At 44.4% G+C, this 14,568-nt stretch carries 16 protein-coding genes; 14 read left to right on the forward strand and 2 right to left on the reverse strand.

All coding sequences use genetic code 11. The features are described from left to right. The first annotated feature begins 2 nt into the window (after nucleotides 1-2). The 13 genes from ICN38_RS05055 to ICN38_RS05115 all read left to right on the forward strand — a co-directional run bounded on the left by ICN38_RS05055 (nucleotide 3) and on the right by ICN38_RS05115 (nucleotide 11,789). Nucleotides 3-1,205, forward strand: coding sequence for a pyridoxal phosphate-dependent aminotransferase (locus tag ICN38_RS05055; RefSeq protein ID WP_216255816.1), 1,203 nt, complete (start codon nucleotides 3-5; stop codon nucleotides 1,203-1,205). A gap of 52 nt (nucleotides 1,206-1,257) precedes the next feature. Then, entirely contained in the window at nucleotides 1,258-1,965 is a 708-nt protein-coding gene (locus tag ICN38_RS05060; RefSeq protein WP_216256261.1) for a glutathione binding-like protein, read from the forward strand. Between the two features lies 1 nt (nucleotide 1,966). After that, the gene (locus ICN38_RS05065; protein WP_216255818.1) at nucleotides 1,967-2,821 is read left to right on the forward strand and encodes a 3-hydroxybutyryl-CoA dehydrogenase; all 855 of its coding nucleotides are present in this window, start codon (nucleotides 1,967-1,969) and stop codon (nucleotides 2,819-2,821) included. A 41-nt stretch (nucleotides 2,822-2,862) separates the two neighbouring features. Continuing rightward, nucleotides 2,863-3,342, forward strand: coding sequence for a DUF3429 family protein (locus ICN38_RS05070; RefSeq protein ID WP_216255820.1), 480 nt, complete (start codon nucleotides 2,863-2,865; stop codon nucleotides 3,340-3,342). Between the two features lie 8 nt (nucleotides 3,343-3,350). After that, on the forward strand, nucleotides 3,351-4,664 hold the full coding sequence (locus tag ICN38_RS05075; protein ID WP_216255823.1) for a replication-associated recombination protein A: 1,314 nt from the start codon (nucleotides 3,351-3,353) through the stop codon (nucleotides 4,662-4,664). After that, nucleotides 4,661-5,287 carry a 2-hydroxychromene-2-carboxylate isomerase gene (locus ICN38_RS05080; protein ID WP_216255825.1) on the forward strand — a complete coding sequence of 209 codons (627 nt, stop codon included), beginning with the start codon at nucleotides 4,661-4,663 and terminating at the stop codon, nucleotides 5,285-5,287. The genes ICN38_RS05075 and ICN38_RS05080 overlap by 4 nt, the downstream gene beginning before the upstream one ends. 63 nt (nucleotides 5,288-5,350) lie before the next feature. Then, a complete protein-coding gene (locus ICN38_RS05085; RefSeq protein ID WP_216255826.1) occupies nucleotides 5,351-5,926 on the forward strand; it encodes a peptidylprolyl isomerase in 576 nt (191 codons plus the stop codon). A gap of 20 nt (nucleotides 5,927-5,946) precedes the next feature. Further along, nucleotides 5,947-7,779 carry a bifunctional chorismate-binding protein/class IV aminotransferase gene (locus ICN38_RS05090; RefSeq protein WP_216255829.1) on the forward strand — a complete coding sequence of 611 codons (1,833 nt, stop codon included), beginning with the start codon at nucleotides 5,947-5,949 and terminating at the stop codon, nucleotides 7,777-7,779. 9 nt (nucleotides 7,780-7,788) lie between these two features. Then, nucleotides 7,789-8,349, forward strand: a complete 561-nt coding sequence (locus ICN38_RS05095; protein WP_216255832.1) for an NUDIX hydrolase — start codon at nucleotides 7,789-7,791, stop codon at nucleotides 8,347-8,349. 10 nt (nucleotides 8,350-8,359) lie between these two features. Beyond that, nucleotides 8,360-9,097, forward strand: a complete 738-nt coding sequence (gene aat / locus ICN38_RS05100; protein ID WP_216255834.1) for a leucyl/phenylalanyl-tRNA--protein transferase — start codon at nucleotides 8,360-8,362, stop codon at nucleotides 9,095-9,097. Beyond that, nucleotides 9,094-9,840 (forward strand): arginyltransferase, encoded by a 747-nt coding sequence (locus ICN38_RS05105; RefSeq protein ID WP_216255836.1) that lies wholly within the window; start codon nucleotides 9,094-9,096, stop codon nucleotides 9,838-9,840. Before aat ends, ICN38_RS05105 begins: the two co-directional genes overlap by 4 nt. 9 nt (nucleotides 9,841-9,849) lie before the next feature. Continuing rightward, the gene (locus ICN38_RS05110; protein ID WP_216255838.1) at nucleotides 9,850-10,881 is read left to right on the forward strand and encodes a quinone-dependent dihydroorotate dehydrogenase; all 1,032 of its coding nucleotides are present in this window, start codon (nucleotides 9,850-9,852) and stop codon (nucleotides 10,879-10,881) included. Between the two features lie 83 nt (nucleotides 10,882-10,964). Beyond that, nucleotides 10,965-11,789, forward strand: a complete 825-nt coding sequence (locus ICN38_RS05115; RefSeq protein WP_216255841.1) for an IclR family transcriptional regulator — start codon at nucleotides 10,965-10,967, stop codon at nucleotides 11,787-11,789. A 9-nt stretch (nucleotides 11,790-11,798) separates the two neighbouring features. On the opposite strand, the gene ICN38_RS05120 is transcribed toward ICN38_RS05115, so the two are convergent. Both ICN38_RS05120 and ICN38_RS05125 read right to left on the reverse strand, forming a co-directional pair. Then, the gene (locus ICN38_RS05120; RefSeq protein ID WP_255562719.1) at nucleotides 11,799-12,827 is read right to left on the reverse strand and encodes a serine hydrolase; all 1,029 of its coding nucleotides are present in this window, start codon (nucleotides 12,825-12,827) and stop codon (nucleotides 11,799-11,801) included. A 69-nt stretch (nucleotides 12,828-12,896) separates the two neighbouring features. Then, the gene (locus tag ICN38_RS05125; RefSeq protein ID WP_216255843.1) at nucleotides 12,897-13,784 is read right to left on the reverse strand and encodes a DMT family transporter; all 888 of its coding nucleotides are present in this window, start codon (nucleotides 13,782-13,784) and stop codon (nucleotides 12,897-12,899) included. A gap of 217 nt (nucleotides 13,785-14,001) precedes the next feature. Here ICN38_RS05125 and ICN38_RS05130 point away from each other — a divergent pair, with 217 nt between their 5' ends. Beyond that, a complete protein-coding gene (locus ICN38_RS05130; RefSeq protein ID WP_216255844.1) occupies nucleotides 14,002-14,556 on the forward strand; it encodes a phasin family protein in 555 nt (184 codons plus the stop codon). Nucleotides 14,557-14,568 lie beyond the last annotated feature (12 nt).

Below are 14,568 nucleotides of genomic sequence, written 5' to 3' on the forward strand. Positions count from 1 at the left end.
CCATGAGCCAAATTCAGGACCCTACTCCGTCGTTTCCAAGCCGCCTCCCCACAGTTGGGACTACGGTCTTCACAGTAATGTCTGCTCTTGCTGCTAAGCATCAGGCGATTAATTTAGGACAAGGCTTTCCAGATTTTCCTTGTGATCCAAAATTGATTGCAAAGGTTAATGAAGCAATGCTCGCGAATCACAACCAATATCCTCCGATGATTGGTATTGCTGATTTACGCAATGGCATAGCTCACAAGATATCTAAGCTTTACAGTCATCAATATGATCCAGAATCTGAAATCACAATCACAGCCGGTGGTACGCAAGGAATTTTGACAGCAATACTCTGTTGCGTAAGCCCTGCAGATGAAGTCATCATCATTGAACCCGCTTATGACAGCTATAGACCCTCTATCGAATTGGCCGGTGGAAAAGTCATAGCCGTTTCTTTGCAAACCATTCGCGATGAAAACGATCAAGTCAGCTCTTATGAAATTCCTTGGGATACTTTAGCAAAAGCGATTAATCCAAAAACTCGACTCATCATGATCAATACGCCCCATAATCCAACTGGCATGGTGTGGCAAAGCGCTGATCTAGAACGCCTTGCGCAATTAGTCAAAAATACATCTGCATTAATTTTGAGTGATGAAGTGTATGAACATATGGTCTACGATGGTGCTGAGCATCACAGCGTCGCTGCCCATCCTGAACTAGCAGCAAGAAGCTTTTTGATCTCAAGCTTTGGTAAAACCTATCATGTAACGGGCTGGAAAGTAGGTTATGTTGCAGCTCCATCCCGCCTCACAAAAGAGTTTCGAAAAGTACATCAATTCAATGTTTTCACCGTCAACACGCCTATGCAGTATGGATTCGCTTCTTATCTCCAGGATGAAAGTCATTACCTCAATCTTCCAAAGTTTTATCAAGCCAAGCGTGATTTTTTTAGAGCCGGCTTAGCATCTACTCAATTGAAGTTACTGCCTACCCCCGGAACTTATTTTCAGTGCGTTGACTATTCCAAACTCAATATTCCACAAGCAAAATTGAATGAATCAAACTTTTGCCAATGGCTCACTACAGAAATTGGTGTGGCAGCGATTCCAGTTTCTGCTTTTTATGAAGAGTCCACTGAATCAAGTGTTATTCGTTTTTGCTTTGCTAAACAAGCGCAAACCTTATCGAATGCATTAGAGCGTTTACACAATTTATAGAAAAAAGTAGTCAAGAAAACTCGGAGAACTTATGAACAAATCTAAACAAAATCTGATTGATGTCTATAGCTGGCCCACACCCAATGGCCACAAAGTGCACATCATGCTTGAAGAATGTGGTTATAAACTCGATCAGGATTGGATTGCCCATCCCATCGATATTGGTGCCGGCGATCAATTTGCTGCTCAGTTTTTAAAAATCAGCCCCAACAATAAGATCCCCGCCTTATTTGATCCCAATGGGCCAGATGGAAAGCCGATTAGCATCTTTGAATCTGGCGCAATTTTGTTATACCTGGCAGGCAAAACAGGTAAGTTTTTACCTCAATCAACCCGTGGGAAATATGAAGTCCTGCAATGGCTCATGTTCCAAATGGGCGGATTAGGCCCCATGCTTGGGCAAAATCATCACTTCCGCCTTTATGCGCCTGAAAAAATCGATTACGCAGTCAATCGCTATACCAATGAAGCAAAGCGTTTATATGGTGTTTTAGATCGCCAACTGAAAGATAATCCCTATATTGCTGGTAAAACATATTCCATAGCTGACATGGCAATTTATCCCTGGACTCGAAATTGGAAAAATCAGGGAATGGATTTGAAAGATTATCCCCATTTCAAAAAATGGTTTGAGAAGATTGGGGAGCGCCCTGCAGTACAGCGTGGATGCGCAGTATTAACAGCGTTCCGTAAACCTTTGCATGATGACAAAGCAAGAGAACAATTATTTGGTTCAACTCAGTATCAAAAAAGGAAATGAAATGAAGATTCAATCAGTCGGTGTGATCGGCGCAGGCACTATGGGTAATGGTATTGCGCAAGTGTGTGCCGTTGCTGGTCTTGACGTCGTGATGGTTGATATTAATGAAGCAGCGGTTGCTCGTGGCATAGAACAAATCGGCAAGAGCCTCGATCGCTTAGTTAAAAAAGAGACTTTAACGCTTGTGGCAAAAGACGCTGCCCTAAAACGTATTAAAGGCAGTATTTCCTATGAAGATTTCAAAGGCCTTGGTTTGGTCATTGAGGCTGCCACTGAAAATCAAGCAATCAAAGAAAAGATCTTGCATCAAGTAGATCAGATTGTGAGTAAGGAAACGATCATTGCCACAAATACCTCGTCCCTCTCGATTACCAAGCTTGCTGCACTGGACTCCAATCCTGCACGCTTTATTGGAATGCACTTTTTTAATCCACCCCCGTTGATGGCATTAGTGGAAGTGATTCGAGGCCTTCAAACTAGTGATGCCACTCATGCTGCCATTATCGAAATGGCAAAGCGCGTTGGTAAAGAGCCCATTACCGTCAAGAACTCCCCTGGTTTTGTCGTCAATCGCATCTTGCTGCCGATGATTAATGAGGCTTTCTTTGTACTCTCAGAAGGATTAGCTAGTCCTGAAGATATTGATGCCGGCATGAAGTTGGGTTGCAATCAACCTATTGGTCCATTGGCATTGGCAGACCTCATTGGTTTAGATACCTGCCTAGCAGTGATGGAAGTGTATTTTGAAAACTTTAGTGATTCTAAATACCGTCCTTGCCCATTGCTTCGTGAAATGGTAGCTGCAGGTTATCTTGGTCGTAAGACAGGCCGTGGCATCTATACCTACGATAAATAATATTTTTCAAATTGAATAATTCATTACAGAATAGATCTTTCGTGAACCCACTACCACCGCTTGTACGTAAATTAGCTTATGCCGGATTAATTCCTTTTGTGGGACTTGCTTTACTAGTTCAACTGGCTCCAACACCCATCAATTATTTAAGTGCAGAATCTTTGGCAGGCTATGGAGCAGTGATCACCTCTTTTATGGGGGCCTTGCATTGGGGCGCTAACTTGCATACTTTAGGAAAGGTCCCACCCGGCGATAGATGGGAGGATCGTAATGCCTGGATTTGGGGGGTTATTCCTGCTCTCGTAGCCTGGTTGGCCTTGAACATCTATATTCCTGTAGGCCTTTTGATCTTAGCGTCGACCCTGATTATTCAACGCAATATTGATCAAAGCACCTATCAATATTATTTCTCGAGTGATGAGGCTCGCGCTGCATTTATGACGATGCGAACTCGCTTGACCTATGTTGCTGCAGCCTGCCTTGCCTGGGCTGCATTGGTCATCCTGTTTATTCAGGCTTAATCCTATTTATGAGTAGTCTTTTTGATAGTACCCCGCCGCCGCCTTTAGCGGAAGCGCTGCGCCCTAAGACGATCGATGAGGTGATTGGTCAAACACATCTATTGGCACCTGGTAAACCCCTCAATCTGGCATTTGCTTCAGGCAAACCTCATTCAATGATTTTGTGGGGGCCGCCAGGGGTTGGCAAAACAACTTTGGCACGCCTTTCTGCAAAAGCTTTTGATCGTGAGTTCATTGCCATCTCAGCAGTATTGGCAGGGGTAAAGGAAATTCGTGAAGCAATTGAACAAGCACAGCAAAGCATGGCTCAATACGGCAAACAAACCATCTTATTTGTAGATGAGATTCATCGCTTTAATAAAAGTCAGCAAGATGCTTTACTTCCCCATGTGGAATCGGGTCTGTTTACATTTATTGGCGCTACCACTGAGAATCCCTCTTTTGAGGTGAACTCAGCCCTACTCTCTCGTGCACAAGTCTATGTTCTGAAGTCTCTCGAGGCTACTGAGCTCAGGCAACTCTTTGTTCGTGCGCAGACATTTGCGATGCCAAAGATCCAGTTTGAAGATAGTGCCGTGGATACGCTAATCAATAATGCCGATGGTGATGCAAGACGCTTACTCAACTTGGTAGAACAGATTCGGAATGCTTCCTCAAACCCCAGCAATCCCATTCAGGTAATCGATCAACTCTTTATTGAGAATGCACTGACTACTCAGGCACGTCGCTTTGATAAAGGTGGAGATCAGTTTTACGACCAAATTTCAGCACTGCACAAATCCGTACGCGGATCTAATCCAGATGCTGCACTATATTGGCTTTGTCGCATGCTTGATGGTGGAGTTGATCCTCGCTATTTATCACGGCGCATTATTCGAATGGCCTGGGAAGATATTGGTTTGGCTGATCCAAGAGCAATGCAATTGGCCAATGATGCCGCACAGACTTATGAAAGACTGGGTTCTCCTGAAGGTGAGCTGGCTTTAGGTCAGGCTGTAGTGTATTTAGCTGTGGCTTCCAAAAGCAATGCGAGCTACAAAGCCTTCAATGCTGCGCGAGCATACGTTGCTAAAGATCAAACTAAGCCCGTTCCCAATCATTTGCGTAATGCTCCCACTAAGCTTATGAAAGATCTCGGGCACGGCAAGGAATATCGCTATGCACATGACGAGCTGCATGGATATGCTGCTGGAGAAACTTATCTTCCGGATGGAATGCCAGAACCCCATTGGTATGAGCCAGTAGCACGTGGACTCGAAACCCAAATTGGGGAGAAGATGGCTTTTTTACGCAATCTCGATCTAGAGGCTAAGAAGAAATGAGTTCAAAAGTAGGGGCTACTTTTTATTACGACATTATTTCTCCATTTGCCTATTTATATATTAAGCAACGTCATCGCCTGGAATCGATATTAGACATCAAGCCAGTTCCAATTCTCTTGGGAGTTTTATTAAGATCAACTGATAACAAAGGTCCCGGCGAAATTGCTGCCAAACGGCCACACACTTATCAGTTCTGTGTATGGCAAGCTGAAAAACTGGGAATACCATTTCGCTTTCCAGAGCACCATCCTTTTATGACGGTAGCAGCCCAACGCCTTCTAACGCAAGAAAAAGCAGATTGGCCAATGCTTGAACGCGCTTTTGACTACGTTTGGGTTGAAGGTAAAGATCCTAATCTTGCTTGGTCAGAATTTTGCAGCTACCTAGGTTTACCTGTAGATACCCAGAGGCCAGAAAATCCGGATGTGAAAGCACAACTGATTGCCAATACCAACCAAGCCAAACAAGATGGTGCCTTTGGAATACCAGCCCTGATTGTCAATCAGCACTGTTTCTGGGGCGTCGATACTATTGACTGGACCTTGGATTATCTTGCTAGACCCGGAATGTTTGAGGAAGCTTCCTATGCATACGCTGGAAAAGTCCCCAATGGATTAGCTTGAAAGTTCTTGCAGTAGTGTGTTGCACAATACAATCATTCATCCTCATTTATTCAAGGAGTATTTATGCGTAAGCTTTTAACCGGTTTTATCTTCTGTATCGCCAGCTTGACTGCTCAAGCAGCCTTTGCAGGTCCAAAAGTCGAATTCAAAACTACCCTCGGTAATTTTGTAGTGGAATTGGATGGCGATAAAGCCCCTAAGACAACAGCAAACTTTTTGAACTATGTGAAAAGTGGCTTTTATAACGGAACCATTTTTCATCGAGTGATTGATGGCTTCATGATTCAGGGTGGTGGATTTACCGCTGACCTCACCCAAAAATCAACCGATGCACCGGTTGTCTCTGAGGCGCAAAATGGTCTCAAGAACAATAACTATACGATTGCTATGGCGCGCACTTCCGATCCCGACTCTGCTACCGCCCAATTCTTTATCAACGTTAAAGACAATCAAGCATTAGATTATCCAAATGCCATGGGCAATGGTTATACCGTTTTTGGAAAAGTTATTTCTGGAACACAAACCATCGATGCCATACGCAAAGTACCAACGATGGTTGCCAGTGCGCCTCGTATGGGCCGGATGGCTGATGTACCTGCCAAAACGGTCACTATCGAATCTGCCACTATCCTAAAATAAAAATACCTAGGCTAGCTGCAATGATCCTGCTCGACGATGCACAAAGCAGCGCAGCTAAGCCATCTAGTCGCTTTTATGATTCGCCTTTGCAATCTTGGCGCATCCTGCCCAGCGGAAACCTTACTGAGGATCAACGCGCAGTAGACCGCTGTTTAGAGGATATTTCAAAGACTCTTAATGAAGGAAAGTTTGTTGTAGCCGCTTTTGCTTATGAGCTTGGTAGATTGATGCATAAACTATCCCAGCGAGAAATTACAACACTCCACCCTCTTATTGAGGCATGGTCTTTTGAAAGCCATCAAACACTCTCCAAAGAACAAGTAGATGAATTACTATCCCAGCAATTAAAGAATCTGACAGATGAAGATAAAAGCACTGGCGTCATTGATGTAGCTGAATCGATTACGCCAGAGGCATTTGCTAAGGATATCGATCGTATTTTGGAATATATCCGCAATGGTGATTCTTATCAGATTAATCATACTTTCCGAATTACTGGTAGGGTTTATGGGTCTCCTTTGGCGCTCTACAGCAGGCTTCGGGAACGTCAGCCAGGAAGATTTGGTGCTTTTATTGAGCACCAGAATCACAAGGGTAAGCATTACCTACTCTCCCAATCCCCTGAGCTATTCATTCAAAAGCAAGGAGAAATCCTCAAAGCAATGCCCATGAAAGGTACTGCAAATGCACTATCTTCTGGTGCGAATGCGCTTTCTGAGGATCCAAAAAATCAAGCAGAAAATGTCATGATCGTAGATCTTCTGCGCAATGATTTGAGCCGCATCTCTCAACCAGGAAGCGTTGTAGTTCCTAAGCTGTTTGAAGTGGCAAGACATGGTGATGTATTGCAGATGACATCCACTGTTCAAGGGCAGATGAAACCGAACATCACCTTAGCCCAAATTTTGCAAGCTGTTTTTCCCTGTGGGTCTGTTACTGGGGCGCCCAAGAAACGTAGCATGCAAATTATTCAAGAACTCGAGCCTCAAGACCGTGGATATTACTGTGGTGCACTTGGCTGGCTGGATCCCAATGGTGACTTTGCTTTTAGCGTACCTATTCGTACCATTGAAATTGAAGAGGATCCGATCTCCCACAATAATACTTTTACATTAGGTATTGGTGCAGGTATCACCATCGACTCCGATGCAAAGCAAGAATGGGAAGAATGCCGTGTTAAGTCTGCTTTTTTAATGGGGCTTCCCAGTACCGTTGGCTTATTTGAAACGATTGCCGTAAAGCAAGCTAGCCCTCAAGATTTATCTGCTCACCTTGACCGTATGCAATCATCGGCAAAATCCTTAGGCATTCCATTTAATAGAGATCATGCAAGCACCTGTGTTTTAGATTCTTGCGCTAATTTGGATGCGAGTAAACAGTATCGATTAAGGCTAGATCTTTCTACTGATGGACAATTGTCTTGCGCTACTGGAATACTGGATGAACTCAGTAAGTCAGTGCGAATATTTTGGGCACAGGATATTTTGCAGGCTGATTGCATCATGTTCTCTGGTGACCCTTTACTGCGACATAAGGTAAGCAAGCGCAACTTATACGACCAGGCTTGGCAAAAATCCGTTGAGTTAGGGGGCTTTGATGCCTTATTTATCAACGAGCAAGGCTTTGTAACTGAAGGAGGCAGAAGCAGCATCTTTATTAAACCCAAAGGTGGTACGCAATGGTTAACACCACCCATTTCTGCGGGCATACTTCCGGGTGTCATGCGAGCCTCCTTATTAGCCGATCCCCACATGAATGCCCGCGAAGCCAACCTGACTATTAATGATGTTTCAATGGCAGATGAGATTATTCTTAGTAATGCCATTCGCGGAGCGATCAAGGCTCATTTTTAGAAAGCTGTCATGAAGTTCTGCCCTAACTGCGCCAACACCCTGTCCTTCAAAATCCCGGCAGATGACTCTCGTGAACGTTATGTTTGCGATACCTGCGGGACTATTCACTATCAAAATCCCCGAAATGTCGTTGGTACTATTCCCATATATGGCAAGCAAGTCTTACTCTGTCGCCGCGCTATTGCCCCTCGCCATGGTTACTGGACTTTACCTGCCGGTTTTATGGAGCTTGGCGAAAGTACTAGCGCAGGGGCTGCTCGCGAGACCCTTGAGGAGGCTGGAGCAATAGTAGAAATCGGCCCGCTTTACTCCTTACTGAACGTGCTCCATGCAGAACAGGTGCATCTCTTTTATTTAGCAAACATGACTAACAGTACATTTTCTGCAGGCGAAGAGAGTTTAGAAGTAGCACTCTTTCATGAGCACGAAATTCCCTGGGAAGAATTGGCCTTTCCCACTGTCAAACAAACTTTAGAATGGTTTTTTGCAGATCGTACTGCTGGGCTTTTTGATGCGGATAAAGAATTTCATGTTCGTAGCCGTGATGTTTTACCTTCTGAAAAGATTTAATTAGTGCATGATGAGTCAGATTACTTGGCTAGGCCCAAAAGACCCCTTTCCAAACCCGCTGACTCAAGCTGACCTTGACCCTAGCGTTCCCGGTTTAATTGCTGTCAGTGAAGGTATTTATCCAGGTCAATTAGCGCGAGCTTATCAAACAGGAATATTTCCTTGGTACTCCGATAATCAGCCTGTGTTGTGGTGGTCACCAGATCCTCGTATGGTTCTAAATCCAGCAAACTTTAAGTGTAGTGATTCTCTTAAGAAGCATCTACGTCATTTTTGCCAAGACGCCCAATCAGAAATACACGTTGATGCAGACTTTAGTGCAGTCGTTCGGGCCTGTGCTACGAGTAAACGCAAAGATCAGGATGGCACATGGATTACCCATGAAATCATGGATGCCTATACCGCCCTTCATGAGCAAGGTCATGCCCATAGTATTTCCGTTACACATCAAGGCCAACTCATTGGCGGGCTCTACTGTGTTGCATTTGGAGCGATGGTCTTTGGTGAATCTATGTTCAGTTATGAAACCAATGCTTCTAAGCTTGCTTTAGCCGCTTTAAGTGCTTGGTGCCTACAAAGTCAAGTGGAGATGATTGATTGCCAGCAAGAAACTGCGCATCTTCGCTCGCTAGGAGCTGCGCCCATCCCCCGAAAGGAATTTCTAGAAAAACTGCAAACATCTATAAATCAATCTAATATTGAGAGACCTTGGACCTTTAATAAAAATATCTTGGCTTGCTGGATATGACCCAACTCAAAGAACTCCCACTCACCACTCTGCAGTTTTATGCCACTGCACCCTATGAATGTAGCTATCTTCCTAATCGGATGGCACGTTCGCAGGTAGCAACCCCTTCGCATCTGATACATGCGGATATTTATGGCGAACTTCTGAATGCGGGATTTCGTAGAAGCGGTCTTTATACTTACCGCCCTTATTGTGACAGCTGTAGAGCATGCACTGCTACTCGTATTTTGGTAAATCAATTTGTTCCGACTCGCAGCCAACGACGAGCCCAGAAAAAACATATGGGATTGGAAGCGCATGTATTGAACCTTGGTTACAAAGATGAGCATTACCAACTCTATCAATGTTATCAAAATGAAAGACATGCTGGTGGAGAGATGGATCGGGATGATCAGGATCAATATATGCAGTTTTTACTGCAAAGCCGCGTGAACTCACGCATTGTGGAGTTTCGGGATGGTCCTCATGACCCTCATCCGGGTCGCCTGCGCATGGTTAGTATGATTGACATATTGGAACAAGGTATTTCTTCGGTATATACCTTCTTTGATACCAGCATGAGCAATGCAAGCTATGGCAGTTACAGCATTCTTTGGCAAATTCAACAATGTCTCGATCTGAACTTGCCCTATCTCTATCTTGGTTATTACATTCAAGAGAGCGAAAAGATGGCTTATAAGATCAAGTATCAGCCCATGGAAGGACTGGTTGATGACCATTGGCAATTGCTGCCTGGTTCATAATATCTACCCATGACGGATAGTTATTCCCTTTTACGCCCTTGGCTGTTCTGCCTTGATCCTGAGAAAGCGCACGATCTCACACTAAGCAACTTAGATCGAGCACAGCGTTGGGGTCTCTTGCAACGCTTCATCACAAAACCTATTGCCGATCCTCATACTCTTTGCGGTATACAGTTTCCCAATCCAGTAGGTCTTGCAGCTGGCCTTGATAAGGATGGCAAACATATTGATGCCTTAGCTGCATTAGGCTTTGGCTTTTTAGAAATCGGCACAGTGACGCCGCGCCCCCAGCCTGGCAATCCTAAGCCTCGAATGTTTAGACTATCTGAGGCCCAAGCGATTATCAATCGCATGGGATTTAATAATGACGGTGTAGAGGCATGTATAGCCAGGGTCCGTCACTCGAAATTTTGGCAAAGTGGTGGTGTACTGGGAATGAATATTGGCAAAAATGCTAGTACCCCCATTGAGGAAGCTTCAAAAGATTACGTTTTTGCAATGGAGGCTGTATATGAAATTGCTTCTTACATCACCGTCAATATCTCTTCTCCGAATACCCAGCATCTGCGCTCACTACAAAGCGAGGAAATGCTGCGAGAGCTCTTACGAGAACTGAGTGAAGAGCGAAAAAAACTCAGTGATCGTTACGGCGTTCACAAGCCTCTTTTCTTAAAAATTGCTCCTGATCTCGATCAAGGCGACCTTCACCTGATTGCAGACCTCTTATTAGAATTTGGGATCGATGCTGTGATAGCCACCAACACCACTATCTCGCGTGAAGCTGTACAAGGGATGGATCACGGTAATGAAGCTGGTGGTCTCTCGGGCGCCCCCGTACGAAAAGCCTCAAACTGGGTTATCAAAACACTCAAAGCCAGACTAGGAAATGATTTGCCCATTATTGGCGTCGGCGGGATTATGTCAGGTGCAGATGCCCGTGAAAAGATCATGGCTGGAGCTAGCCTGGTTCAGCTTTACAGCGGCCTCATTTATCGCGGACCCGAGCTAGTCAACGATTGCGCTAAGGCTCTAAGACGTTAGATTTAAACCAGTTTTTTCCTGGGAATCTATAAAATCCCGTTTCATAATATGCAATTGCCGCGGGAATCGCTACAATAAACCCCATGAGCAATAGCAAAATCGTCAAATCCTCCAAAAGTACTGGTGAAGTTGGTAAAACCGCAATCCAGGTGGTGGAGCGCATGATGAATTTACTAGAAGCCTTGGCTGAGCAAGAAGAATCGAGTGGTCTCAAGTTCTTGGCTGAGGAAACGGGTTTACACCCCTCTACAGCTCACCGCATATTAAATGACATGGTTGCTTGCCGCTTAGTTGAACGTGGCGATGGCGGCACCTATCGCTTAGGACTGAAGCTTTTAGAACTAGGCAATCTAGTCAAAGCTCGCCTCTCTGTGCGAGAAGCTGCTCAGGTTCCAATGCGTACCCTACATAAGCTAACTGGTGAAACAGTGAATCTATCGGTTCGTCAAGGTGATGAGATTGTCTACATTGACCGCGCCTACAGCGAACGCTCTGGTATGCAAGTAGTCCGTGCGATTGGGGGTAGAGCCCCTTTGCATCTCACATCCGTTGGAAAACTCTTTTTAGCAAGCGATGATACGAATCAAGTTCGTGCCTATGTCACCCGTACTGGACTCTCAGGCCACACTCGAAATAGCATTACGGATTTAAACAAACTGGAAACAGAACTAAATCAAGTGAGAAAAGTTGGCAATGCTCGTGATAATGAAGAGCTAGAACTTGGTGTGAGTTGTCTTGCTGCAGCCATTTTAGACGACACTGGAAAATTGGCGGCTGGACTTTCACTGAGCGCGCCAACTGATCGTATTCAAGCAGACTGGTTAAGAGCCTTACAAGAAACTGCTCTGCAAATTTCCAAGGGAATGGGCTATAAGCCTAAATTAGTAGAACCAGGTACTGCTACTTAACGAGACGCGTTACATTAAGCGTCTAATCGGCTGAGCACCTGAAGGCATACGCTCATACCAGTCACGCACACGTACAGCATCAGCAAAACGGGATTGCGTTCCAACCGAGTCTAAGAAAACTAACAGTAATGGTGTGTTATTAACCCTTGCTTGCATTACCAAGCATTTACCTGCGGCATTAATAAATCCTGTTTTTTGCAAACCAATATTCATATCGCCAGCACGCACCAAGCGATTAGTGTTCAAGAATTTTTGTGGACGTTTTGCGATCACCATCGTGAGATCAGGCCATGTGGAAAACTCACGAATCATTTTGTATTGGTATGCAGCGCTTAACATCCGGGTAAGGTCTTCTGCTGTAGCAACATTTTCACTGAGCAATCCTGTGGGATCTGCAAAACGCGAGTGCTCCATACCTAATTCTTTTGCCTTACGATTCATGGCATCCACAAATGCCGGTACACCGCCTGGATAATTTCTACCTAAGGTATATGCAGCACGGTTTTCAGAGGACATTAGTGCCAGCAAAAGTGCTTCTTCTCGTGTCAATACGGTTCCGCCAGAAAGACGTGAAGTGCGGTAAATATGCACATCATCAGCATTGATCACAAGCGACTCGTCTAATGGCAATTTAGAGTCTAGCACTACCATTGCTGTCATGAGTTTTGTGATTGAAGCGATTGGTAAGCTGACTGAAGAGTTCTTTTCAAAGTACACCTCTTTAGTATCTTGATTCACTACCATAGCCACGCTTGATTTCAAACTCAAGTCATCGTGTTGACCCCGCATACCTAGTGCTGAAGCGAGTGATGGTCTTGCGGCTACAACAGGCTCAGTTGGACGAGTAACAGTCACTCGAACGGATTTAGGCTTCTTTACTGATTTGATGACAACTTTGGTGGTTTTACTCTGTTTGTCCTTGCTAGCAGCAAACACAGGTGTATTGACAAAGACACCGCTGGTGAATAGTGCTGCACAAAGACAAATCCAAAGTCGATTCAAATACATCCTAAAAATACCTTCCAAAACTTTCAACATACGAGATGATAATTAATTTCTGGTGAACAAGGCGATTTATTCACCTTATCCTGGATATTCCACCTCATCCTATTCAGCAATCGTTGCCACAGTATTGGCTTGACGGGAGTTAACTAACACTACACCAGTCATCGTCAATGCCAAGCCCATTGCCATCATTGCAGTAAAAGGCTCATCAAATAAGAGCCATGCCATCAGCGCAGTAGTCGGTGGCGTGAGATATAGCAAGCTAGTGACCTTAGTTGCAGCACCCTTGCGAATCATCATAAATAACAAACTGATTGAACCTATAGAGAGGGGAAAGATTGCCCACAATAAAGCTACAGTGACAGAAGCATTCCAAACCATGACACCGGTTTCAAAGAAGTACATACACATGAAACACAGAATGGCCGATACCCCAAATTGAATTGAAGATCCTGCGCGTAAATCAAATACAGGGCAATACTTCTTCTGGTAAAGCGTGCCAAAGGTAATCGATAGCAAAGCTATAAATGCCAATACGTAACTCACGAAAGGAATATGGGCAAAGCTTATTTTTTCAGCCACCACTAGGGCTACGCCAGCAAACCCAAAGCCCAAGCCAATCCATTGACGTGGGGTTACCTTTTCAGATACCCAGGCAGCAAACCACGCAGTCAAAATCGGTTGCAATCCAACAATAATGGCTGCCAGGCCTGCCGTCATACCTAAGCGAACTGCAAACCATACGCCCAGTAAATATCCAAATTGCAGCAAAATTCCCGCTATTGCAATGTGCTTCATCTGAGGCCAGCTAGGCCAGGTAATTTTCCAAATCAAGCTCAGAGCTGCCATTGCCGCTAGAACGCCTGCAAACCGCCAAAATAAGAAGGTAGCTGGCTCTACATAAGGCATTGCAAGTCGGGCAATCACAAACCCTGTACTCCATATCAATACAAATATGGGTGCAATAACCTTGTCTAGGGGGAGCGTCATGGATAACTTACTGAAATTATTGAGATTTTTTCTGGGATCATTGATTTTAGGCTGATTTTGATAATCCCCCTTATAAAGAAAGTAGCGATATTGGCTTTAGGGGGATTATTAATGATGCGATGCATTATTTTAGAGCCTTAAAATATTTTGCATGCTATTTACACCCTTACCTAGTAAGAGTACAAACAAGCATTAGATCCAATCGAAAGGGATTGATATGAACTTAACGCCTGAACAAATTGCAGCTGCTCAAAAAGCAAATTTAGAAACCTTGAGCGGTCTCACCAACCAAGCACTTCAAAGCATTGAAAAATTAGTTGAGTTAAATATGCATATCGCCAAACAAAGCTTGAGCGACAGTATGAATAGCGCTAAGAAAGCCCTCGAAGTAAAAGATATTCAACAACTTCTTGCCCATCAAGCCGAAGCAGTTCAACCGATGGCAGAAAAGATCATGGCTTATAGCCGCCACTTATATGACTTAGCCCATGAAACTCAAGCAAGCTTTACCCAATCAGCCGAAAAAGAATTCCAAGCGGGGCAAAAGAAAGTCAATGCTTTAGTTGAAGACTGGACTAAAAATGCTCCAGCAGGCTCAGATACTGCCGTTCAAGTAATGAAGCAAGCCATAGCCTCTGCTAATACTGTTTTTGAAACCAGCCAAAAGGCTGTAAAGCATGCTGTTGAGGTTACCCAAACCAACTTAAGTAGTGCTACAGACGCTGCAATGAAAAGTGCTAGCACTGCAAGTAAGGCTGCCAAGAAGAAGTAATTTACATTTGTT

The organism is Polynucleobacter sp. AP-Melu-500A-A1 (genome assembly GCF_018882125.1).
Classification (GTDB): domain Bacteria; phylum Pseudomonadota; class Gammaproteobacteria; order Burkholderiales; family Burkholderiaceae; genus Polynucleobacter.